The organism is Streptomyces sp. NPDC001851, from assembly GCF_040297165.1.
Lineage (GTDB): Bacteria > Actinomycetota > Actinomycetes > Streptomycetales > Streptomycetaceae > Streptomyces.
The window spans coordinates 1-20,427 of sequence record NZ_JBEOYR010000044.1; the positions used below are offsets into that span (position 1 = coordinate 1).

At 68.5% G+C, this 20,427-nt stretch carries 21 protein-coding genes and 5 pseudogenes; 14 read left to right on the forward strand and 12 right to left on the reverse strand.

The window, feature by feature from the left end; all coding sequences use genetic code 11:
• The first annotated feature begins 193 nt into the window (after positions 1 to 193).
• Positions 194 to 1,402, forward strand: coding sequence for an ISAs1 family transposase (locus tag ABT171_RS39265; RefSeq protein WP_351251406.1), 1,209 nt, complete (start codon positions 194 to 196; stop codon positions 1,400 to 1,402).
• A 240-nt stretch (positions 1,403 to 1,642) separates the two neighbouring features.
• Here the strand turns inward: ABT171_RS39265 and ABT171_RS39270 are convergent, their stop codons facing one another.
• Positions 1,643 to 2,314 carry a TetR/AcrR family transcriptional regulator gene (locus ABT171_RS39270; RefSeq protein ID WP_351251408.1) on the reverse strand — a complete coding sequence of 224 codons (672 nt, stop codon included), beginning with the start codon at positions 2,312 to 2,314 and terminating at the stop codon, positions 1,643 to 1,645.
• Positions 2,315 to 2,448: 134 nt separating this feature from the next.
• On the opposite strand from ABT171_RS39270, the gene ABT171_RS39275 reads away from it, so the two are divergent.
• From ABT171_RS39275 to ABT171_RS39295, 5 genes are all read left to right on the forward strand, one after another.
• A complete protein-coding gene (locus ABT171_RS39275) occupies positions 2,449 to 3,009 on the forward strand; it encodes a dihydrofolate reductase family protein (RefSeq protein WP_351251410.1) in 561 nt (186 codons plus the stop codon).
• Positions 3,010 to 3,167: 158 nt separating this feature from the next.
• Positions 3,168 to 3,740, forward strand: a complete 573-nt coding sequence (locus ABT171_RS39280; protein WP_351251412.1) for a dihydrofolate reductase family protein — start codon at positions 3,168 to 3,170, stop codon at positions 3,738 to 3,740.
• Positions 3,741 to 3,799: 59 nt separating this feature from the next.
• Positions 3,800 to 4,012 carry a DUF4287 domain-containing protein gene (locus ABT171_RS39285; RefSeq protein WP_351251414.1) on the forward strand — a complete coding sequence of 71 codons (213 nt, stop codon included), beginning with the start codon at positions 3,800 to 3,802 and terminating at the stop codon, positions 4,010 to 4,012.
• A 143-nt stretch (positions 4,013 to 4,155) separates the two neighbouring features.
• Complete coding sequence (locus ABT171_RS39290; RefSeq protein ID WP_351251416.1) at positions 4,156 to 4,977, forward strand: alpha/beta fold hydrolase; 822 nt, start codon at positions 4,156 to 4,158, stop codon at positions 4,975 to 4,977.
• A 215-nt stretch (positions 4,978 to 5,192) separates the two neighbouring features.
• Positions 5,193 to 5,429, forward strand: a complete 237-nt coding sequence (locus tag ABT171_RS39295) for a hypothetical protein (protein ID WP_351251417.1) — start codon at positions 5,193 to 5,195, stop codon at positions 5,427 to 5,429.
• 40 nt (positions 5,430 to 5,469) lie between these two features.
• Here ABT171_RS39295 and ABT171_RS39300 read toward each other — a convergent pair.
• The 6 genes and pseudogenes from ABT171_RS39300 to ABT171_RS39325 form a co-directional block, all read right to left on the reverse strand.
• Positions 5,470 to 5,649: pseudogene (locus ABT171_RS39300) on the reverse strand (NF041680 family putative transposase); the annotation flags it as partial.
• Entirely contained in the window at positions 5,567 to 5,794 is a 228-nt protein-coding gene (locus ABT171_RS39305) for a hypothetical protein (protein ID WP_351251503.1), read from the reverse strand. The pseudogene ABT171_RS39300 and the gene ABT171_RS39305, both read right to left, overlap by 83 nt.
• An 85-nt stretch (positions 5,795 to 5,879) precedes the next feature.
• Entirely contained in the window at positions 5,880 to 6,176 is a 297-nt protein-coding gene (locus ABT171_RS39310) for a hypothetical protein (protein ID WP_351251419.1), read from the reverse strand.
• Entirely contained in the window at positions 6,173 to 6,370 is a 198-nt protein-coding gene (locus ABT171_RS39315; protein WP_351251421.1) for a toxin-antitoxin system HicB family antitoxin, read from the reverse strand. The genes ABT171_RS39310 and ABT171_RS39315 overlap by 4 nt, the downstream gene beginning before the upstream one ends.
• Before the next feature lie 260 nt (positions 6,371 to 6,630).
• The gene (locus tag ABT171_RS39320) at positions 6,631 to 7,476 is read right to left on the reverse strand and encodes a hypothetical protein (RefSeq protein ID WP_351251423.1); all 846 of its coding nucleotides are present in this window, start codon (positions 7,474 to 7,476) and stop codon (positions 6,631 to 6,633) included.
• The gene (locus tag ABT171_RS39325; RefSeq protein ID WP_351251425.1) at positions 7,473 to 7,793 is read right to left on the reverse strand and encodes a PadR family transcriptional regulator; all 321 of its coding nucleotides are present in this window, start codon (positions 7,791 to 7,793) and stop codon (positions 7,473 to 7,475) included. The genes ABT171_RS39320 and ABT171_RS39325 overlap by 4 nt, the downstream gene beginning before the upstream one ends.
• Positions 7,794 to 8,143: 350 nt before the next feature.
• Between ABT171_RS39325 and ABT171_RS39330 the strand changes: the two are divergent.
• The 4 genes and pseudogenes from ABT171_RS39330 to ABT171_RS39345 all read left to right on the forward strand — a co-directional run.
• A pseudogene (locus ABT171_RS39330) lies at positions 8,144 to 8,536 on the forward strand (transposase); the annotation flags it as partial.
• 117 nt (positions 8,537 to 8,653) lie between these two features.
• Positions 8,654 to 9,019 (forward strand): MerR family transcriptional regulator, encoded by a 366-nt coding sequence (locus ABT171_RS39335; protein WP_351251427.1) that lies wholly within the window; start codon positions 8,654 to 8,656, stop codon positions 9,017 to 9,019.
• Between the two features lie 46 nt (positions 9,020 to 9,065).
• On the forward strand, positions 9,066 to 10,082 hold the full coding sequence (locus ABT171_RS39340; RefSeq protein WP_351251429.1) for an NADPH:quinone oxidoreductase family protein: 1,017 nt from the start codon (positions 9,066 to 9,068) through the stop codon (positions 10,080 to 10,082).
• A 9-nt stretch (positions 10,083 to 10,091) separates the two neighbouring features.
• Positions 10,092 to 11,127 (forward strand): annotated as a pseudogene (locus ABT171_RS39345) (integrase core domain-containing protein).
• 46 nt (positions 11,128 to 11,173) lie between these two features.
• Here the strand turns inward: ABT171_RS39345 and ABT171_RS39350 are convergent.
• Together ABT171_RS39350 and ABT171_RS39355 are read right to left on the reverse strand one after the other, a co-directional pair.
• Positions 11,174 to 11,548, reverse strand: coding sequence for a peptidoglycan-binding domain-containing protein (locus ABT171_RS39350; RefSeq protein ID WP_351251431.1), 375 nt, complete (start codon positions 11,546 to 11,548; stop codon positions 11,174 to 11,176).
• Positions 11,549 to 11,823: 275 nt separating this feature from the next.
• Positions 11,824 to 12,325 (reverse strand): annotated as a pseudogene (locus ABT171_RS39355) (transposase); the annotation flags it as partial.
• On the opposite strand from ABT171_RS39355, the gene ABT171_RS39360 reads away from it, so the two are divergent.
• Positions 12,279 to 12,509 carry a hypothetical protein gene (locus tag ABT171_RS39360; RefSeq protein ID WP_351251504.1) on the forward strand — a complete coding sequence of 77 codons (231 nt, stop codon included), beginning with the start codon at positions 12,279 to 12,281 and terminating at the stop codon, positions 12,507 to 12,509. The pseudogene ABT171_RS39355 and the gene ABT171_RS39360 overlap by 47 nt on opposite strands.
• A gap of 77 nt (positions 12,510 to 12,586) precedes the next feature.
• Here ABT171_RS39360 and ABT171_RS39365 read toward each other — a convergent pair whose 3' ends face one another.
• Positions 12,587 to 13,003, reverse strand: a complete 417-nt coding sequence (locus ABT171_RS39365) for a peptidoglycan-binding domain-containing protein (protein WP_351251433.1) — start codon at positions 13,001 to 13,003, stop codon at positions 12,587 to 12,589.
• 564 nt (positions 13,004 to 13,567) lie between these two features.
• On the opposite strand from ABT171_RS39365, the gene ABT171_RS39370 reads away from it, so the two are divergent.
• Positions 13,568 to 16,783, forward strand: coding sequence for an nSTAND1 domain-containing NTPase (locus ABT171_RS39370; protein WP_351251435.1), 3,216 nt, complete (start codon positions 13,568 to 13,570; stop codon positions 16,781 to 16,783).
• A gap of 504 nt (positions 16,784 to 17,287) precedes the next feature.
• On the opposite strand, the pseudogene ABT171_RS39375 reads toward ABT171_RS39370, so the two are convergent.
• Positions 17,288 to 17,566 (reverse strand): annotated as a pseudogene (locus ABT171_RS39375) (transposase); the annotation flags it as partial.
• Positions 17,567 to 18,294: 728 nt separating this feature from the next.
• Here ABT171_RS39375 and ABT171_RS39380 point away from each other — a divergent pair.
• Both ABT171_RS39380 and ABT171_RS39385 read left to right on the forward strand, forming a co-directional pair.
• Positions 18,295 to 19,092, forward strand: coding sequence for an AAA family ATPase (locus ABT171_RS39380; RefSeq protein WP_351251437.1), 798 nt, complete (start codon positions 18,295 to 18,297; stop codon positions 19,090 to 19,092).
• A gap of 445 nt (positions 19,093 to 19,537) precedes the next feature.
• The gene (locus ABT171_RS39385) at positions 19,538 to 19,690 is read left to right on the forward strand and encodes a hypothetical protein (protein ID WP_351251439.1); all 153 of its coding nucleotides are present in this window, start codon (positions 19,538 to 19,540) and stop codon (positions 19,688 to 19,690) included.
• Positions 19,691 to 19,902: 212 nt separating this feature from the next.
• Here the strand turns inward: ABT171_RS39385 and ABT171_RS39390 are convergent, their stop codons facing one another.
• Positions 19,903 to 20,313 carry a CU044_2847 family protein gene (locus ABT171_RS39390; RefSeq protein WP_351251441.1) on the reverse strand — a complete coding sequence of 137 codons (411 nt, stop codon included), beginning with the start codon at positions 20,311 to 20,313 and terminating at the stop codon, positions 19,903 to 19,905.
• Positions 20,314 to 20,427: the final 114 nt, after the last annotated feature.

The window sequence follows — 20,427 nt, forward strand, 5'->3', positions numbered from 1 at the left end:
CGAACCGACAAGCTCGCGATCGCCTACCAAGCCGCACTGCACCTCGCAGGCATTCTCATCTGGACCCGGCACTGACCAAGGAGACAGAACCTAGGGCAGAACCGCGAGTTGGTCACCGAAGGCTGACGCGGAGGCAAGCACGACTTCCGGTGATCACGAGGTGTCGAGTCCCTGATCACCACCACGGAAGACCGTGCCTGCCCGCTCATCCTCGCTCATCCCGCGCCCTCTGGGCCAACTCGCCGACACCGCGCCGACCGTCCCCGATGACCTCCCCGGCCTGCTGACCTGCCTGGCTCAGGTGCCCGATCCCCGCCGGGACCAGGGCCGACGCCACCCGCTCGCCTTCGTCCTCTCCCTGGCCGCGTGCGCGGTCCCGGCCGGAGCGAAGTCCCTGGCCGCGATCGCGGAGTGGGCCGCCGACGCCCCGCCCAACGTCCTGGCCCGGCTCGGTGGCCCATGCCGGGAGCCGGGCCGCGGCCCCGTCGCCCCGGCCGAGGCCACCGTGCGTCGTGTCCTCCAACGCATCGACGGCGACGCGCTGGATACAGCCGTCGGAAGTTGGCTCGCCGGGCGCGAACGCGCCTCCGGCCAGGCGGAGAACGACAGCGACCGGCGGCCCCTGCCCTCCCTCGCCGTGGACGGCAAGACCGTGCGCGGTGCCCGCCGCACCGACGGCACCCAGGTCCACCTGCTCGCCGCGATGACGGGGACCGGCCTGGTCACCGCCCAGCGCGAGGTGGACGCCACGACCAACGAGATCACCGTCTTCCATCCCCTGCTTGCCCACGCTCAACTGCACGGCACGGTGGTCACCTTCGACGCCCTCCACTCGCAGACCGCCCACGCGCGCTTCCTCGTCGAGGACAAGCACGCCCACTACATCGCGCTGATCAAGGGCAATAAGCCCACCCTGCACCAGGGGCTGAAGGCCCTGCCATGGCGGGAAGTGCCACTCCTGGACAAGACGCGGGCCACCGCGCACGGCCGCGACGAGATCCGCCGGATCAAGACCGCCGCCGTCGCCGGGATCGCGTTCCCACACGCGGTGCAGGCCGTCCAGTTCGTGCACCGCCGACGGATCGTCACCACCGGCAAGGTCACCCTGGAACGCGTCTACGGGGTGACCGACCTGACCGTGGAGCAGGCCAACGCAACCGAGATCGCCCGCCGCGTCCGCGACCACTGGGGCATCGAGAACAAGATCCACCACGTCAGGGACACCACGTACGCCGAAGACGCCTCCCGCATACACACCGGCACCGCTCCACGTGCCATGGCATCCCTGCGCAACCTCGCCATCGGCGCTCTCCGACTCATCGACCAGACGAACATCGCCGCTGGACTCCGCCACCACGCCCGCGACGCCAACCGTCCACTGATCACCCTCGGCATCATGTGATCAACCAGGACACGTCACCTGAACGACGCAGCCCTGCACGAGATGGACCGGGGCTTCGGCCAGCGCAAGACCCTGGCCAAGGCAGCTCTCCATATCGCGCGCCGACACGACATCACTACCACTGGCCGCCAGCTTCGCGAATTGACGCTCCGCGTCACCTCCTAACACCGATGTTTCGAGTCCGACCTCGTACACGCTGGCGGGTCGGGGTGTTGAGGGTTTCTGCCGCGCCTGGTGGCGTCAGATGCCGCGTTCGATCATGTCGATGAGGTGCTGGCCCACGTCTTGGGCCTGGGAGGGGTGGAGGCCGCGCAGGGGGCCTTCGATGAGGAGGACGGCGAGCCCGTGGACGGCGGACCAGGCGAGGAACTCGGCGCCGGGGCGCCGGTCCTCGGCCAGGAGGCCGGCGTTCACGAGGCCGTCGAGGGCCTCACCAAGCAGTTCGAAGGGGGTCTTGCCGGTGGCGCCTGCGGCGGTGTCGGCGGCGGCATGGGTCATGTCGCCGGGGACGTGGAAGGCCGTGCGGAAGAGGCCGGGTTCCTCTTGGGCGTAGCGGAGGTAGCCGGTGCCGACGGCGCGGAAGCGGGCCCTGGCAGCGGCTACCGGGTCTTCGGTCGGCGGCACGGCGGCCTGCTCGGCCTCCATGGTGCGGGCGACCTGGGCCATGGCGGCCTGGGAGACGGCGTGCAGGAGGGCGTCGCGGTCGGCGAAGTGGCGGTAGGCGGCGTTGGGGACGACCCCGGCCTGCCGGGTGGCGGCGCGCAGCACGACGGCCTCCGGGCCGCCCTGCCGGGCGAGTTCGAGGGCGGCCTCGATCAGTGCGTTGCGCAGGTCGCCGTGGCGGTAGGTGTCCCGTTTGGTCTTTTCGTTCCTGGTTGCCGCCATGGCCGCCGCCTCCAATGTGGACAGCATCCACTTAGGTCGTCTAGGCTCTCGCATGATCCCTCGGGGGGCACGGATCGCCGCACCCTCCGAATGTGGACATCGTACACAAGGGCTGGCCGACAACCGTCCGGACACCTGTCACCACGGGGGACCCACTACTCATGGGCAAGATCACGTACTTCGTGCACCAGTCGCTGGACGGCTTCATCGAGGGCCCGAACGGGGAGTTCGACTGGCCCCGGATGGACGGCGAACTGTCCGCCTATTCGCAGGCCCTCACCGACAGTGCCGACATCTTTCTGTACGGCCGGGTGGTGTGGGACATGATGTCCGGCTTCTGGCCCCGCGCCGAGGAGTTCTCCACCCACGCGCACGACCTCGCCTTCGCGCCTGTCTGGCGCAAGGCGTCCAAGGTGGTCGTCTCCTCGACACTGACCGAAGCGGACTGGAACACCCGCGTCATCAACACCGACGTCGTCGAGCAGCTGACCGCCCTCAAGGACAGCGGAGCGCACCTGCTGCCGTTCGGTGGCTCCGCGCTGGCCGGCTTCCTCACCGAGCACCAGCTGATCGATGAGTACCAGATCTTCGTCCACCCCGTCGTGCTCGGCGGCGGCAAGCCCGTCTTCACCACCCCGCAGCAGCGGTTCTACCTAACGCTGACCGAGACCAGGACGTTCGACTCACAGGTGGTCCTCCTCCGTCACGAACGGATCAGCTAGGTCGTTTCGTGCAAGCAGCCCGGTGGGCGGGCGACGACCGGTGATTTTCCCCGCGCTCAGCAGTCAGAGGACACAGTTGGGGCACCGGGAGCGTGATCGAGGCGTGCAGCGACTGAACCCATGACGTACCCAGGCACGAGACACCAAGGAACCTTAAGATGCGTACCCTGATCAGCACCGCGTTCATCTCGCTCGACGGCGTCGTGGAGGCGCCGGGCGGTGAGCCCGGTTACCGGAACTCCGGTTGGACCTTCAAGGACGTCGAGTTCCTCCCCGAGGCGTTCGACATCAAGGGCCGGGAGCAGCAGGAAGCCACCGCCATGCTGATGGGTCGGACCAGCTACGAGGCGTTCAGCCCGGTGTGGCCGGACATGGCGGACTTCGCCGACTACAAGGTAATGCCGAAGTACGTCGTCTCCACCACGCTCACCGAGGGCGACCTGGTGTCCAACTGGGGCGAGACGATCATCCTGCGCTCCCTCGACGAGGTCGCCGCGCTGAAGGAGACCGAGGGCGGCCCGATCATCGTCCACGGCAGCGCCGCCCTGAACCAGAGCCTCTCGGACGCCGGCCTGATCGACCGCTACCACCTGCTCGTCTTCCCGCTGCTGCTCGGCGCGGGCAAGCGGCTGTTCAGCGCCACCGACAAGGACACCCAGAAGCTGAAGCTGGTCGAGCACGAGGCGTACGCCAACGGCCTGCAGAAAAACGTCTTCGACGTCATCCGCTGACAACACTCCCGCACCCGAGTTACGTCACCGGCAGTACACGGAAGGAACAGAACCCCGACATGACCACCGCAGTCAAAGGCCCTGCCAGCTACTTCCCCTCCATCGAGAAGAAGTACGGCCGCCCGATCACCGAATGGAAGGACCTCATCCGCACCTCCCCCCTGACCAAGCACATGGAACTCGTCAGCTGGCTCAAGGCCGAACACGGCCTGGGCCACGGCCACGCCAACGCCCTGGTCGCCCACACCCTCGCCGAGGCAAGCGGCAAGTGAACCTCCCCCATGTTCCACGGCAGCCCGCAGCACACCGAGGCCGAGCTCGACCACTCCGCCACCGCCGGCGTCCGGGCCTTCCTCGCCGCCTGCCGCTGACCGCGCCGACACACTCGCAGCCGACACACTCTTGAGGGGGCCGCATGACCTGGTCGGAGCGCACCGTTGTGCGCGACGGCGTACGCATCTCCTGTCGCAACTGGGGCGGAGTGGAATCACCTGTCGTCCTGCTGCACGGACTGGCCGGCCACGCGGGCGAATGGGACGTGATCGCCCAACACCTGACCCCCCGGCATCGTGTCGTCGCAGTCGACCAGCGCGGCCACGGCGCCAGTGAGCGGCACCCCCATGACCGTTCGCGCGCCGCCTACGTCGCCGATGTCGTCGCGGTCATCGATCAACTGGACCTTCGGCAGCCCGTCCTGATCGGCCAGTCGCTCGGCGGCCACACCGCCATGCTGACCGCCGCCGCGCATCCCGACCTCGTGCGCGGGCTCGTACTCGTGGAGGCCGGACCCAGCGGGGCAGGTCCGGATGTTCCCGCTGTGGTCGGCAGATGGCTCGACTCGTGGCCGGTCCCGTTCCCGTCGAGAGAGGCCGCCGCGGCGTTCCTCGGCGGTGGCCCGGTCGGCGAGGGCTGGGCCGCTGGGCTGGAGGAACGTGACGGCGCATGGTGGCCGCGTTTCGACCGTGACGTGATGGTCGACTCCCTTGCCGAGATCGCCCAGCGTTCCTACTGGGACGAGTGGACAACCATCACCTGCCCGACGCTGGCCCTCCTCGGCCAATTCGGCATCCTCGCTCAGGAGGAATACGGCAGGATGCTCCAACAGCGGCCCGAGACGGTCGCCATGAGCGTCCCCGGGGCTGGACACGACCTCCATCTGGAACACCCCGACGTCCTACTGCAGGCGCTCGAACGGTTCCTCCCCGACACGGGAGTGTCCAATAGACGGCGGATCTGATGATCAAGGAGATGCGTCAAGACCTGCTCCGTCGCCCGCGGCCTCGACTTCCCCTACGCCGTCCAGGTCGTACGCCGCCGCCGGACCATCACCACGGGCAAGATCACCCTCGAACGCATCTACGGAGTCACCAGCCTGCACCCCACCAGGCCGCACCGGCCGATCTCGCCTTATGAGTCCGCGGCCACTGGGGCATCGAGAACAAGGTCCACCACGTGCGCGACACCACCTACGCCGAGGACGCCTCCCACGTGCACACCGGCACCACAACCCGCACGATGGCCAGCCTGCGCAACCTCGCCCTCGGCGCCCTCCGCCACGCCGGCCACAACAACATCGCCGCCGCACTTCGCGCCCGCGATCCCCGTCGCCCCGCTCACCACCCTCGACATCATGTGATCAAACCGGACAGCTCGACAGAACGACGTCGCCCTGACCGACGTACCCCGTGAAATCCATCGGCCTCGTGCCCGCTGCACATGGCCCAGGCCGTCAAGTTTGCCGCTCCTTGGTGCGACGGGGTTTGGTGCCCTTCACGTGGTGGGCGGGGCGGCTGTACGTCTTGCCGGTGGCGAGGACTCTGCCCAGGTCATGGCGGGTGGCCGGGCGGCGGTTCTTCGAACCCGGCTGTCGGCCAGGCCCGGGACGTGACGGTTTCGGTGCCCTGGCCGGGGAGCAGGCGCTGCCGCACGGTCTTCCGGCGCGTGTCCACAGGGGCGGTGTACCCGCCGACCAGCAGCGTCTCGCCGTCTCGGGAGGGCCGCATGCGCGGCGGCTCCAGACAATGGCGGGCAAAGATCTGATTGAGGTCGTCCACGTCATCAGCCCGGCGTGCCCGCCGCTTTGTGTCGGCGTCGTCAGGCCAGGCTGGTTCGGGTCACCAGTGGCCGGCCAGCGTCGGGCTAGAGGTCTTGGACGGCGCGCAGGGCCTGGTCCACGCGGGCCATGGTGGCAGGATCCACAGGGCCGAGCAGCTTTGCTCCCTCGAACCGGTTGACCCGCAATTGTGTGATGTTGACGGCGACGGCGGTGCACGGGACCGGGTCGCCGATCACCACCGACATGGCGGTGTCCGGGTACCGGCCGCTCTCGTGCAGCACGATCACGAGAACGGCGCCGTAGGACTCTTCCAGGCCAGTGAGGCTGATGACCAGGACGTTCCGGCCGTCGGGCAGGGCCCAGATGTCACCACGGTTCACAGAGTGTCGCCCTCGCCCGCCAGGTCGTCGCCGAGGCCGAGCGCGGCAAGCTGCTGCGCGGCGTCGAGGGTGGCGGCGCGACGGGCCGCGCGCACCACGTACGCGTTCACGCTCATACCGGCCTCGGCGGCAGCCGCCTTGATCGAGGGAGCGAGGTCATCGGGGATGCGCAGGGTCATGGTGGTCACAGACATGGTTGCAGACTAGCTACCGATAGGTGGTGGCGTAAGGCAGTGGCACAAACCCAGCGGCAAAGCCCGACCAGACACACCTGCGGCAAGGCAGACCCTGCTGGAACAGCGGCCCAGGGCAGCCGCCCGGAGAGCGCTGAGAACCCGTGTCGAAGTAGCCACAGGCCCTCAGCCAGCGTGCTATGCCCCCGAAGGAGCCAGCCGGTGAGTCGTTGAGCGCCATGCCCCTCCGGGATTTGAGAAGTCAGGTCGCCCCACGTCACTCACACGTCACCATCGAGAACCACTGGATCCTTCCCTCGGAGCGCGGCCTTGGCCCCCCGCCCGGCGCTGACCAGGGCTGCTGCAGAAGCGGCAACGGTGACGGTGAGTATCGGCATCGTGACCAGCTGGGCTGCGTCAGCGGTATTCACGGTCAACGCCGCGACACAGGCGATGCCTGTCGTCGTCACGGCGAACGCCACCGCAACCCCGCACAGGGCAAGCAGCCGCAACACCTTCGCAGACGGTCGGCACCGGGTGACGACGACCGCCGGCGTCACCGCCGCGGTAATGAGGAACGCTGCCGGCCCAAGCACCCCCAAGGCCCCGACCCAGTAGGAGACCGGGTCGATGGAGGCGAATGCCAGGAGGAACGGCGCGATCAGCCACGTGGGCAGCGTCGGGACAAGAGCCACCAGCGGGCGCCACGCGGCCCAGCTGCCGGTTCTGGAGGATTCCGCAAGGAGTGCGAGGGCGCCGACCAACAGGATCAGGCCAGCCCCGTACATGGCGTACTGCGCAACGTTGAGCAGTCGACGTACCACATCCGGAGTCGGCCAGGGCTCCTCGGACAGGATGAAGCGCAGCACCGGCAGGGCATACAGTGCCGCGCACCAGGAGACCCAGGTGGTGGCGACGCTTGCCTGCATGCGGCGGCGGCGCCGTTCGGCGGACTCATCGGGCATCACCGGGCGAAGCCATGCCCGCAGCGCGCCGACAAGGAGGTCTGCGACGACGCTTGGGCCTGCGCCGGTGTCCTCGACCAGTGCTTCGAGCTCGCAACCGTAGCGCTCCCGGAACGAGGGAGGGTATGCCCGCAAGGCCAACCGGGCCGCCATGTCGATCACGCGTTTGCCACCCCCAGCCGGGTCAACCCGGTACGTGCGAAGCGGGCCATCGCCCGCAGTTTGTCGTCGAGCACGGTCTGGCCTTCCGCCGTGAGCCGGTAGGGCCGCCGACGCTCGTCCTCATCCAGCGGCGCCACCAGGCCCCGTTCCTCCAGCCGCGCGATGGCGGCATACAGCGTGCCCGGCCCCAGCCTGATGGATGTCTGTTCCTCGACGTCCTTGATGATCGCGTAGCCATGCTTTGGTCCGTCGGCCAGGCTGGCCAGGATCAGCAGCGCCGGCTCGGCCCATCCGACACGGTCCCGTTGACGCGGCATCAGGCACCTCCTTCATCTCCCCTGCCGACTACTACGTAATACGATACTACGCACTACATAGCAGTGGCCCCGCGCTGCGCCATAGGACCCGCGCACCACATACGCCGAGCAGGTGCCGGGCCTGTCCACGCGGCACCGCCGACAGCACCGGGCTGACACGCTGGCTGCGGTCGATCGATGATCGAGCTCGGTGTCCGTCCTGCCGCTCGGCTGCCAACGCCACGGCCCGGTGCTGCGTCGGCGACGCCTTCGCCCGGGCCGGAGTGCCGTTCTCCTCTTCGTATTCGTAGACCATCGCGAACCGATTAGAGCCCTCCGACCACCCGCTCGGACGCTCCCGCGGCATCGCGGGTCAGGCAGGTGATGCACCCGCTTTCGAGACGGTGATGTCCCGCATCCGCATGCCCCGCGCCGGCTCGGGCAGGCCCCGGACCCGGCCCTTGGCGGTTTTGGCCGACCGCGCGTATTCCTCACGTGCCATCCGCAGTCACCTGCGGCGCCGGGGCATCCGCGCGGTCATCCCGCAGCCGTCCGACCAAGTCGGCAACCGTCTGAGACGAGGCCGGCTCGGTGGCCGTCCGCCCAGTTCCGACAGCGAGACGTACAGGCAACGGAATACCGTCGCGCGGTGTGTCAACCGCCTCAAGCAGTGGCGCGGCCTGGCCACACGAACCGACAAGCTCGCAATCGCCCCCCAAGCCGCACTCCACCTCGCGGGCATCCTCATCTGGACCCGAAGCTGACCAAAGAGACAGAACCCAGTTGTTGCGGGACATGAGGTTGTTGACGCCTGAGCAAGTCTTCAACTCGTCACAGCGAGTGCCGGAAGATTGTGGTGCGGCTGGACGTTGGCCGCAGGTATGAAGATCGGCGAGGCTTCCAGAGTCAGCGGTGTGAGTGCGCGGTCGTTGCGGCACTACGAGGACGAGGGCTTGATCGTCCCTGGGCGTTTCAGCAATGGGTTCCGTGACTACTGCCAGTCCACGATCGATCGGGTGCTCGTCATCCGGTCGCTGCTGGAGTCCGGGTTGCCCGTGAGGTTGATCAGGGAAGTCCTGCCCAGCCTCACTGACGGATCCGATGCCGGCACCGAGGTGGTGTGTGCGGAGTTCCTGCACGAGGTGCAGGGCTATCGCGATCGGCTCGCTGCTCGCATTGCCGTTCTCAGCGATCAGCAGGCGGCACTCGACACCTACCTGAGAGAGGCCCGCCGTACTGATCTCTGACGGCCGCTTGACCTTGACGTATATGCGAGGTTCCTACGGTCGGTTCATGGAGATCAACGAGCAGCAGAACGCCGCCGAGCAGACCGTTCGAGCACTGGTCCAGCGGTCGTACCGCGGGCCGAAGGACCTGACTCTTGCGACGGATCACCGCCGCCCTGCCCCGGGGCCCGGCGAGTACCTGATCCGCGTCGGCGCGGCCGGGGTCAACTTCGCCGATGTCATGCAGAGCCATGGCACCTACGGAGGAGGTCCGCAGGCACCCTACGTGGCGGGCTTTGAGGCGGCCGGTGAGATCGTGGGGGTCGGCCCGGACGTCGAGAAGCCGCTGCCGCTCGGCACCCATGTCGTCGGAGCCGGACCGGGCGCCTTCGCGCAGTACATGACGATGCCGGCCGCGGGTGTGCTTCCCGTGCCGTCCGGCTGGAACGATGCCCAGGCTCTCGGTCTGGTGCTGAACTGGGTCACCGCGTTGGCGGCACTGAAGCCGTTGGGCGAGATCAAGACGGGTGAGGTGGTGCTCGTTCATGCCGCGGCCGGCGGCGTCGGGCAGGCTGCCGTTCGCCTCGCCCGCCACTACGGTGCGCGGGTGATCGCCACGGCCTCACCGGAGAAGCACGACACCGTCAAAGCCTTCGGCGCCGACGAGGTGCTGGACCGTCGACACCCCGAGCTGGCTGAGGAGATCATCCGCCTGACCGGCGGGGTCGACCTGGTCCTGGAATCGGTGGGCCAGGCCACGTTCGAGACCAGCCTGTCGGTTACCAAGCCCTTCACCGGACGCGTCGTCGTGTTCGGAGCCGCTTCCGGTGACGCCACTTTGACCACGCACGACCTGGTCTTCAACCACCAGGTTCAGATCAAGGGCCTGCACATCGGCGCGCTGGCGGTCACGGCCCCCTCCCTCTACCAGTCGTTGCTCGTCGAGATCGAGGCTCTCATCGCCCACGGCGTCTACCAGCCCGGCACCCCCCACGTGCATCCCCTGGCCGAAGGACCGGCAGTGCTCCAGCAACTCGAAGCGGGCCAGACCCGGGGCAAGCTGGCCCTCGATCCCTGGCGCTAGGAACGCCCTGTGCTTCACCGCAATGCTCCGCTGTCCCCCGAGGGACGACTTCGGCTCGTGCAGCGTTGTCAGCACCGCCCGATCGCCCACGTGGCAGCCGAGATGGGGATCTCCCGTGCCTGCGCGTCGAAAGGGGTCAACCGCTACCGTCAGCACGGTGAAATCGGGCTGCTGGACGGCTCCTCCGCACCTCGGCGTCAGCCAACGGCGACGAGCTCTGACGTCGTCGCCAGGATCGAGGCACTCCGCCGTGCCGAGAAGTGGTCCGCCTCCCGGATCGCATTCGAGCTCCAGACCGAAGGGATCTCGCTCAGTCGCCGCACCGTGTCGCGGCATCTGCTCGCCGTCCTGGGCACATGGTTCGCTCGACGTGTTGATGGTCGGCCGGATCCGGCTGGCGGTGGCTGGCGGGGCCATCGGCGCGGCAGCCGCCAGGCCAAGACTGTCGAGCGGCGCAAGAACAAGGGCGCACGCGGCGGCTACGTCTACCTGCATTCCGCCGTCGACGGATTCAGTCGGCTTGCCTACACCGAAGCGCTGCCCGACGAGAAGGCCCTCACCGCCATCGCGTTTCTGCACCAGGGCCTGGTTCGCTGCCTCCGGCATCGTCCGTATCGAACGCATCGTCGCGCACAACGGCGCCTGCTACCGCGCTGGCACATTCGCCCGGCCCATCCTCGGGGCGCGACAGCAGCGCATCACGCCGTACACGCCTCGCCACAACGGCAAGGTGGAGCGCTACAACCGAATCATCGCCGAAGAGTTCCTCTACGCCCGTCGCTGGGCCTCGGAGGAGCAGCGCCGAGATGCCCTTGACGTCTGGAACATCCACTACAACTACCACCGGCCCCACGGTGCAGCTGGAGGCCAACCACCGGCCCGGCGACTACGCGCAGGCGTAACCAACGTCCGCATCGCCTACCCGGTCACGCCCGCGCCCGCCCACACCCTGGTCTCTGGCGTCTTCCTCGCCCACTGCACCGGATGCGGCACCATCTGCAGCGGCTCATGGAACCGACACAACCACGTCTTTTGCGCTGTTTGAGGATGCCGCACGTTGCCCAGCTGGGAACGCCGCCGGCTCGGGGCGCCTACCACCAGACGCCGGCTCGCAGGGCCGCCCATGTGGCTGGGTCTACGATCCCGTTAGGGGTGAGACCAGCCTCCTGTTGGATCACGGTGACCGCGTAAACGGTGTGGGGGCCGTAGATGCCGTCGATGGAGAGTTTCGGGCGGTAGCTGGTGTTGGTGTTGATCAGGCACTGCACTTCGATTGTCCGCCTGTCCGGGTATGGCTTTCCGGGCTCCACAATCCCAGTGCCGGAGTAGTAGGTACAGGTGGCGGGGCTCGTTGCCGCTGTGGCGGGTGTGGGGGCCGGTGCGGCTGCGGAAGGTTCTGCGCCAGCAATTCCGCCGACGAAAAGCAGCACGGCCAGGAGCAGCAGGGGGTGTCGCTGTGAGGACATGATCCGATTCCTGTCTTGGGTGCAGTGGTGTGCGGACTGCACGTTGGTGGGATGACGGGTCCGCTCGCGGTCAGAGGAAGAGGAAACGGGGTACAGGGGGCTCCGGCGACGGGTGAACACCGCGGAACGTGGTGATCACCTTTGAGATCGTCACCCGTGGCTGGGATTGCGGGGCCCCCAGGCGCACATGACCGCCCGGGACCCTGGCTGTGACAGGTGTGATTGAGAGTCGCTGGCGGCAGGTATGCGTCGAGGCAGCAGCCGAACTCCGGGCTGAGGATGACGAGGATGCCCCGGCGCCGCAGGTGACTGCGGATGGCACGTGAGGAATACGCGCGGTCGGCCAAAACCGCCAGGGGCCGGGTCCGGGGCCTGCCCGAGCCATCCGCGGGCCCGCGGATGCGGGACATCACCGTCTCGAAAGCGGGTGCATCACCTGCCTGACCCGCGGTGACAGTGAAGGCGAGGGGCCGTGCACGCCCGTCTGGGGCCAGGTAGACCTTGGTGCTCAGCCCGCCGCGGGAGCGTCCGAGCGCGTGGTCGGAGGGCTCGCCGCAGTGAGCCGCCCCTTATTGAGTGCTCAGGGCAGCGTGCTGGTGGGCACGGACGACGGTGGAGTCCACCGAAACCGTCCAGTCGAGGTCGTCGTCGGCGTCCGCCACCGCCACGACCGCCGCGAGGATCCTCTCCCACGCGCCGTCGACGGCCCGGATCCGCCGGCATCAGCGGCTTGATCCGGTCCCACATCGCATCGGTGATCACTAATCGGACGGACACATCCGATCAACTGATCAGCCCACCAAAGAGACACGCGCTAGCCCGCCACGAGCCAGCCGACGCGGACGTCTTCTTCGACCGCGACGAACCCATCGAGCGCCTGCACCTGATCACCCGCCACGCGGACACCCTGACCGAGGGCGCGGCCGCTGCGCTGGGCCGCCTTGCCAACCGTTCTGCTTGATCCGGCCGTTGTGCAGCCGAATGGCGAGGCCGTAGCCTTTGCTGGCTTCGGCCTCGCCAGCCGTGGGGGTGTTTGTGCTACTTCGCGTACCCACCGCGGAGCAGCGGCCAGGTCCGCTGGCCCACGATTCCGTCCCCGGTCAGGCCGTTAGCGGACTGGAAGCTTTTCACCGCATCCGTGGTCTGTGTGCCGTAGTCACCGTCGACCGGGCCGGGGTTGTACCCCCAGAACTTCAGCTGGCATTGGATTTCGACCGTCCGGTCACCGACGTGGCCGGGGTAGACGGCGTCGTTCCAGGCCCAGCTGTAGCCGGCTGTGTAGCCCGCGTAGTTCGCGGTCTCGCGCCAGTAGACATTGCAGCTGTAGGTCGTGGCGGCGCCGGCGGATGTGGCCACGGTGGGGCTCGTTGCCGCGGACGCGGCGGGCGCTCCCGCGAGGCCGCCGGTGAGCGCCACTGCTGTGATCGCGAGCACAGCCTTCGTACGTATGGACATTGCTTGCTTCCTCTCTGAGTGCGGGTGGCAGTCACGGCCGGCGCCGCCCGTCGGATATGTGATGCGGTGCCGACCACGATCGAGGTTCGGGTGGCTGTTCGTTGTTGCGCACCTACGTGGCGCCGCATGCAACAAATCAGTCAGTTAGCCAGCGCTTGCCAGGCTGATCGGCGAGGCGGGTTCCATGGCGGCGGCTGCCACGCCGCGCCGCATGGTCATCCTGCGTCCCTTCATGCGAGTCCTCCGTCGTAGGTGTCTGGACACCGAGCACGGATGGCCACCCGGGTTGGTGTTCCTTCCAGTGAGGGGCGCCGTCGCCCACCCCCGTGAGGGCGACGGCGGATTCCCCGCACCTGCACCGCAGCGGGGCGGCGCATCACCGAGTTCAGCGGGCTGGGGATTGAATGGGCAGCCGGTACTGCCACTCTGATCAATGGCCGATCCGCAGGTCACAGGGCGGCGGGGCGCTGACCAAAGAGCGCGCCTGTGGTTTGCCCTTCCGCCGCAGGCGCCGTAGCTTCGCGAGCCACGGCGTGGGGAGGCGAGACCCGGGGGGAGCTGTTGATGGCGGGGCGTCCGGAAAGCCCGCTGGATCCGAGCGCGGGGCCGGTTGCGCGGTTCGCGTGCGAGTTACGCAAACTCCGTGCAGAGGCGGGGAGCCCGACGTATCGGGTGATGGCGCTGCGCGCGGGGCAGGGGGCGAGCACGCTGTCGCAGGCGGCTGGGGGCGAGCGGCTGCCGACCCTGCCGGTAGTTCTGGCCTACGTCCGCGCTTGCGGTGGAGACCCGCAGGAGTGGGAGGAGCGGTGGCATCAGACGGCTGCCGAGGCAGCGGCTGAACCGCAGGCTGATGACCAGGACGCTGAGCCGCCCTACCGGGGCCTGGCCCGTTTCGAACCCGCCGACGCACATCTGTTCTTCGGCCGCGACGAACTCATCGAGCGTCTGTTCCGTCAGGCCTGCTTGTCCCGCTTTGCCGCGGTGTTCGGCCCGTCGGGCAGCGGCAAGTCGTCCCTGTTGCGGGCCGGCCTCATCCCCCGCTTGCGCAACCCTGATACGACGGAGTTCAGACCAGCCGCCCTTCGTGTCCTCACCCCTGGCGGGCACCCGCTGCGCACCCACGTGCAGCGCTTGGTGCCCGCCGAGGGAGAGGGCGACACGTGGCTGATCGTGGACCAGTTCGAAGAGCTGTACACCCTGTGCACGGACTCCGGTGAACGGGACCGCTTCCTCGACCACCTGCTGGCCGCGACCGACCCCGAGAACCGGCTGCGTGTTGTGATCGCGGTACGCGCCGACTTCCTCGGTCGCTGCGCCGCACATTCCCGGCTGACCGCCGCGTTGCAGGACGCGACGGTGCTGGCCGGCCCGATGAGCCGGAAGGAACTGCGCGATGCCATCATCAAACCCGCTCAGGCCCGCGGGCTGATCGTCGAGCGCTCCCTGACCTCCCTCATCCTCGATGAGGTAGAGGACCAGCCTGGCGCGTTGCCGTTGATGTCGCACGCTTTGCTGGAGACGTGGCGGCGCCGCAAGGGCCGCGCCCTGACGCTCGAGGCCTACGAGGCGGCGGGCGGCCTGCACGGAGCGATCGCCCGCACCGCAGAGCACGCCTATGCCCGCCTCACCCCCGCCCAGGCCGACCTCACGCGCCGTATCCTGCTGCGCCTGATCACCCCTGGCGAAGGAACCCCCGACACCCGGCGGCCTGCTCCTCGCACGGAGCTCGACTTCAGCAACTCCACCGACACGGTCGTCGTCCTCGACCGTCTCGCCAGCGCCCGCCTGATCACGCTCGACCACGACACCGTCGATCTCGCCCACGAAGCGCTGATCACCGCCTGGCCGCGGCTGCGGCAGTGGATCGACGATGCCCGCGAGCGGCTGCCCTTTCACCGTCAGCTCACCGAAGCCGCCCGAGCCTGGAACGATCTCGATCGCGACCCGGGGGCCTTGTATCGCGGCTCACGACTGGCCGCGGCCGAGAAGTGCTTCGCCGGGCGTCGCGCGGATCTGATTCCGGTCGAGTGTGCTTTCCTCGACGCCAGCATCGCCGCACGCGAGCAGGAGCAGCGCGTGGCGTGGCGGACGGCCCGACGGCTCTGGCGTCTGCGCGTGGCCGTCTCCGTAGTCGCGGTCTTGGCGATGATGGCCGGTCTGGTGGCGTGGCAGCGGGACCAGATGGGGCACCAGCGTCTGGCTGACGCGGCATCCCGGCGAGTCGCAGCGCTCGCGGAAAGCATGCGGTACGCCGACCCGCTCACCGCTCTACGCCTCAGCGTGGCCGCATGGCGCATCAGCCCCACACTGGAAGCCAGGGCTGCACTCTGGGGCGCTTCCACCCAGCCCGAGCAAGATGCCTTCACCGCACCAGGCACGTCTGGCAAAGACGGCTATCACCCTGTCTTCCTGACCGCCGACGGCAGCACGCTGGTGACCGGTGGCACGGGATACGCACAGCTATGGGACCTGACCACCCACCGCCTCCTGCGTGCAGTGCCCGTCAGCAAGGACGACCGCTTGATGGAGGCGTCCCCCGACGCGCGGCGGCTGCTGTTCCGTGCCTCGGACAGGTGGGAGGTGCGCGACGCCGCCTCCGGCGCGCCAACCCCGTTACCGCTCCCTTCCGCCGGAATAGTGTCCTTCGGCCCGACCCAAGACACGTTTCTTGTCTCCGATGAAGACGGCCACTTCGCCAAGCTGTGGCATCTGCCGGGTCACCACCGGGTTCCGGTCGTTCCCGAGCGCGCGAAGCGGCAGGGAGACACGGAGTGCACCCGGACCGGTGACCTGCTGGTGTGGGACGGCAGCAGCGAACGTCGACTGGGAGGCAGCGGGACACTGGCCTCCGCCGTGCAACTGGCCTGCGGCCCGCACGGCAACACGGTCAGGCCGTACCCGCTGCGCTTGGACGAGGACCACCTGCTCATCGTTGCCGACAACGGGATACACATCTGCAGCCTGCGTACGGGAAGGGAAGGCCGCTTCATCCCCGCCTCGGCTCCGACCGGCGTGGCCATGACCCCCAACGGCCGGTTTCTTGCTGTTGCAGACACCAGGGTCCTCACACTGTGGCGGATTGACAGCCCCGCCGGGCCCGTCTTCAGGTATCCCCTACAGGGCCGCCCGGTTGGCGCAGTGAGCCTCGACCCGAGCCGAAAGCTGATCCGGTACATCGAAGAGACCGCCTGGACCGCCGCTCCCGTCATCCGATCCCTCTACGTCGGGGACGCCCTGGACCCTGCGTGGACGACCGAGGGAGTCCAGAAGCCGCCGCCGGCCACTGATCCTGACGATCCGACGGAGCGCCAGATCACGGCTATGGACGCGGCCCCAGGTGACGGCGGCCGGGTGGCGACCGGCGACGGCGCGGGGTGGGTGACCCTGTGGGACCGGGCACTCAAGCACCGGTTCGGCTTGTTCGACGCCGTGCCCGCAGACGCGGAGGACGGCAAACCCCACGCGATCTCCGCTCTCGCCTACTCACCGGACGGCCGCATCCTGGCTGTCGCCGGTGGCAGCAGCGTCCGGCTGTGGGACGCCGCGACCTCCCGTGCACTGGGAACCAGTCTGCTCGCAGCCGGGGACGACGTGATCTCCTTGGCCTTCAACCATGCCGGGACAACCCTCATCGTTCACGGCGCCCATACACCGCCACGCGCCTACCCGATATCACCCGAGCTGGTCGCTGCATCCGTATGCGCCCGCGCGGGATCCGCCCTGGGCCCCGCCGCCTGGAAGACATTCATTCCGGACCTTTCCTACCGGCAGACCTGCTGACCAGGCGCGGCACGCAGAGCGTGCACACGGCGCGGCAATGCTTCGGTACGGAACAGTCTCCGGGCCCTTCCATCTGTCCCCTTGAACCAGAGGTTCACCGACGACCCTGTGGCGGTTGCGATGGGCGCGGCGGGACTAACGCCCAGCGCATGCCGATCGCGGAGAGCTGCTCCACCCGCTCTGGCGACAGCGTGGCGGCCCTGCTGCGCTGGTTGCCGATCCTCGATACGCGCCGTAAGGGGGTGCGTCGAGCCCTTGCGATCTCCATGGTGAGCGCTGCGGTCACCGCAGGGCTAACGGCCGGCACTCCCACATGGCGGACGGCCGAGAACTCCGGCGCTGCTTCTCAGGCAATGGCTGAGCATCCTGATTTTTGCTCGGACGGATACCTGTTCCAAGGGGATCCGGACGCCAGTCGGTACACCGCGGTCGGTGAGTGCCGCGAGTTGAGCGTTGTCCGGGCACCCTGGTGCTGCTCCGCAGAAGTGCGTGGAGGGGCGTTGATCAGGCAGCCTTGAGCGGGGTGCCTTCGTAAGTCCATCGGTAGGGCTTGGCGGTCTCGTTGTGCCCGATGACGTATGCCTCCAGCTTCTCGATCAGGTCGTGGCGGCTAGTGAAGTCGCCGTGCCGCACGACCCGGCGGGTCAGGGCGGAGAAGAACAGTTCGATCTGGTTGAGCCAGGAGGCGTGCGGCGGGGTCCAGCGGACGTGCCAGCGCGGGTGCGCGACCAGCCAGGCCTTGGTGTGCTCGGCAATGTGGGAGGAGCCGTTGTCGAGCACGACGTGGGTTGGATCGCCTTGCCCGGAGCGATCGCCTGGTCGAGCTGGCCCAGGAAGGCGGTGAAGATCGCCGCGTTGTTGCGGGCGATCACCTCTGTGAGGACCTCACCGGTGCGCACGTCGAGAGCGGCGACGAGGGAGGCGGTGCCGTGACGCCGGTACTCGAACTCCTGCCGGGCGGGTTCACCGGGGCGTGCGGGACGACCGGGATGGCGGCGTGAACGGGCGGCGATCGCGGTCTTCTCGTCGATGGAGAGCACCACCGCTCCCCCGGCGGATCAAGGTAGAGGGCGCACACCGCGGAGGCTCGCTGCCAGAAGTCGAGGGTGTCCCGGCGGGTGAGCCAGCCACGGACCTTGTGCGGCTTCAGGTCCAGACCGGCCAGGATCCGGCCGACCTGGGACGCGGAGACCGACACGAAGCAGGCGCCGGCCACGTGCTGAGCGAGGCACGGTGTGACCAGGTCGCCTCCGGATCTATACGGCGGGATCTGGTTGCTGTGGCCACGATCACCATGCGGACCTCGGGCCCGTAGATCTTCGGCCGCCCCGACCGTTCGGCGTCCCGCAAGCCGTCCGGGCCCAGTGCGGCGAACCGCCCAAGCTCTCTGGCGATCGCGCCATTGCCGAGTCACCCGGCAGGATGGGCCCGTGCCGAAGAACCCCCCGGAATCGATGCAACACCACCTGCGCCAGCGCCTGAACCGCCACGCCCGTGCACGCTGGCCCCACGTGGACGCCATCACGGTCCGCTTCCGCACCGGATTCGCCTACGTAGCAGCCGAGTTGCCCGGCAAAATGAGCCTGCCGCTGTGCCGACTGCGTTTCACCGGCGTACTGCACACCTGGGGCTTCGCCCTCTATCTGGCCAGCAACGACAGCTACCGGGACAACCTCCTGCCCAGCGGACTGCCGGCCGGCTCCCCGGAGGAAGCCCTCGACTGCGCAGGCGCCCTCTACCTCAACGCTCTCGCGTCGGCCATCCGGGTGCCGACAGGACTCGTCGTCCTCGTCGGCCCACCAGCCTCGGGCAAGACCAGCTTCGTTCGGGCACTGATCGCACGCGGGCAGATCGACGCGGAAGCCGTGGTGTCCAGCGACGAGATCCGCGCGGAGCTTTTCGGCACCTCACCCGCACAAGCGGAATCCGACGCGGCGGACGCACGGATCTTCGAGGAACGTGACCGCAGGATCGTCGCCAGGCTCGCCGCCGGACACAGTGCAATCGCCGAGTCAACGAACGTCACGCCGCAGGCACGCGCACGACTCATCGCCATCGCCAGGCGCTTCAACGCCCCAGTGACCCTGCTGCGATTCAACCCGGACGTCACCGACCTCCTTCAGCAGTACACCGAGCGAGGCCGCAGGGACCTCACCACCGCGGACGTCCGTGCGTACGCCGCCATCATGGCCCGGGAGGCCGGTGCCGACCAGCTTCGCTCCGAGGGCGCAACCGCCGTCCACGATGTCCCCGGACGTCGCCAAGCGACCACGCCCGCCGAGGCTGCCGCGCACTTCTCCTTCGCCTGACACAACCGACGTGTCCAGACCTGCCTTCCGACACCCCTCCACGAACTTCCGCGGAGCAGCACTAGTCAGCGCTGCGACTGCGCGGACCGCAGGGCCCCACCCGTGGGGGACCTCGCTGGCGATGCGTGTCCTGAAGGTGGCGCTTGTCGTTCGGCACGACATGAAGAAGATCATCACTACAACGGCACTCGCTCTCACGAGCCTCGCCCTCTCCGCCCCGGCCCAGGCCGCCCCTGTCGATCACACGACGCAGAACGTCCAAGGCACGGCGCGGCTTTGGAGGGCGAACTCGGCGACATGGTGTCGCTCGTGGGAAAGCTAGCGGGCAGCTACGAGGGAGAGACCTCCGAGTCCTGGCAGCGGGTGGTAGTCACCCGTCTTGGCCGGGCCAACGCATCAACGCGTAGGCGACAGGGCTATCGAACGACCTGAGGGGAACTCAGTCATGCTGATGTACAACGATCTGATCAGCGATGACGAGCCGCCAACGATGCCGGCGTATCGCAAGATGCGGGCCGGGCGCGGTTCCGCCGCGGCACCCACGACACCGACTTTCCTCCATCCGCCGCCGGGCTCCGATAGCGACTTCGCCCGCTGAGCCGACCGCCGAGCGCGCCACGCCGCTACCCCGTACACGCCTGGATCGGGTCCGCACTCTGGCGGGACTGAGGACGGCACCACGCTACGTGCAGCGCATTTCTCGACGCGCCTGACGTGGTCGCCCAGCTCGCCGATGCGCTCACCCGCACCCGCGTCGCCGTGGACGTCCGTCTCCTGTCCCGCAAGCCAGCCCGGCCACCTGGTGGCGTGTCATCCCGCGTCCGGCGGCGCCGCGCCCGCATCGGCGGACGCTTCCGGCGCGGGCCGGCCCGGCTCGGTGCCGGGGTTTTCCCAGACGAGCCGCAGCACGACGTTCCCCTCGGCGGCTGTCCTGGCGATGACCGCGCCGGCCTCGGCGCTGAACTTGACCCCGAGCTCCAGCTCGACTTTCTTCGGCCGGGTGGTGAGCGCGGTGACCCGGCCGAGCGCCGCTTCCGCCGCGGCGCGGACCTGGTCGAACGTCTCGCTCAAGGAACGGACGGCGGTGGCCGCGACCTCACCGGGCCGGGCCGCGCGCACGATCCCGGAGGTCGCCGTCTCCACCTCGACCAGCACGGAGGCCGGTTCGGCGTCATCCGCCGCGTCACTCAGCGGGACCCGAAGCAGTTGCGGATTCGGCATGTTGTTGTTCCCTCTCTGCGGTATGTCCGGGCTCGTTCTACCGGTTCCGGCATGTCCGGCCGGCGCGGTGCGTTCGGCTCGGTCGATCCCACGGCGGGCCCGTGCGGCGGGCGA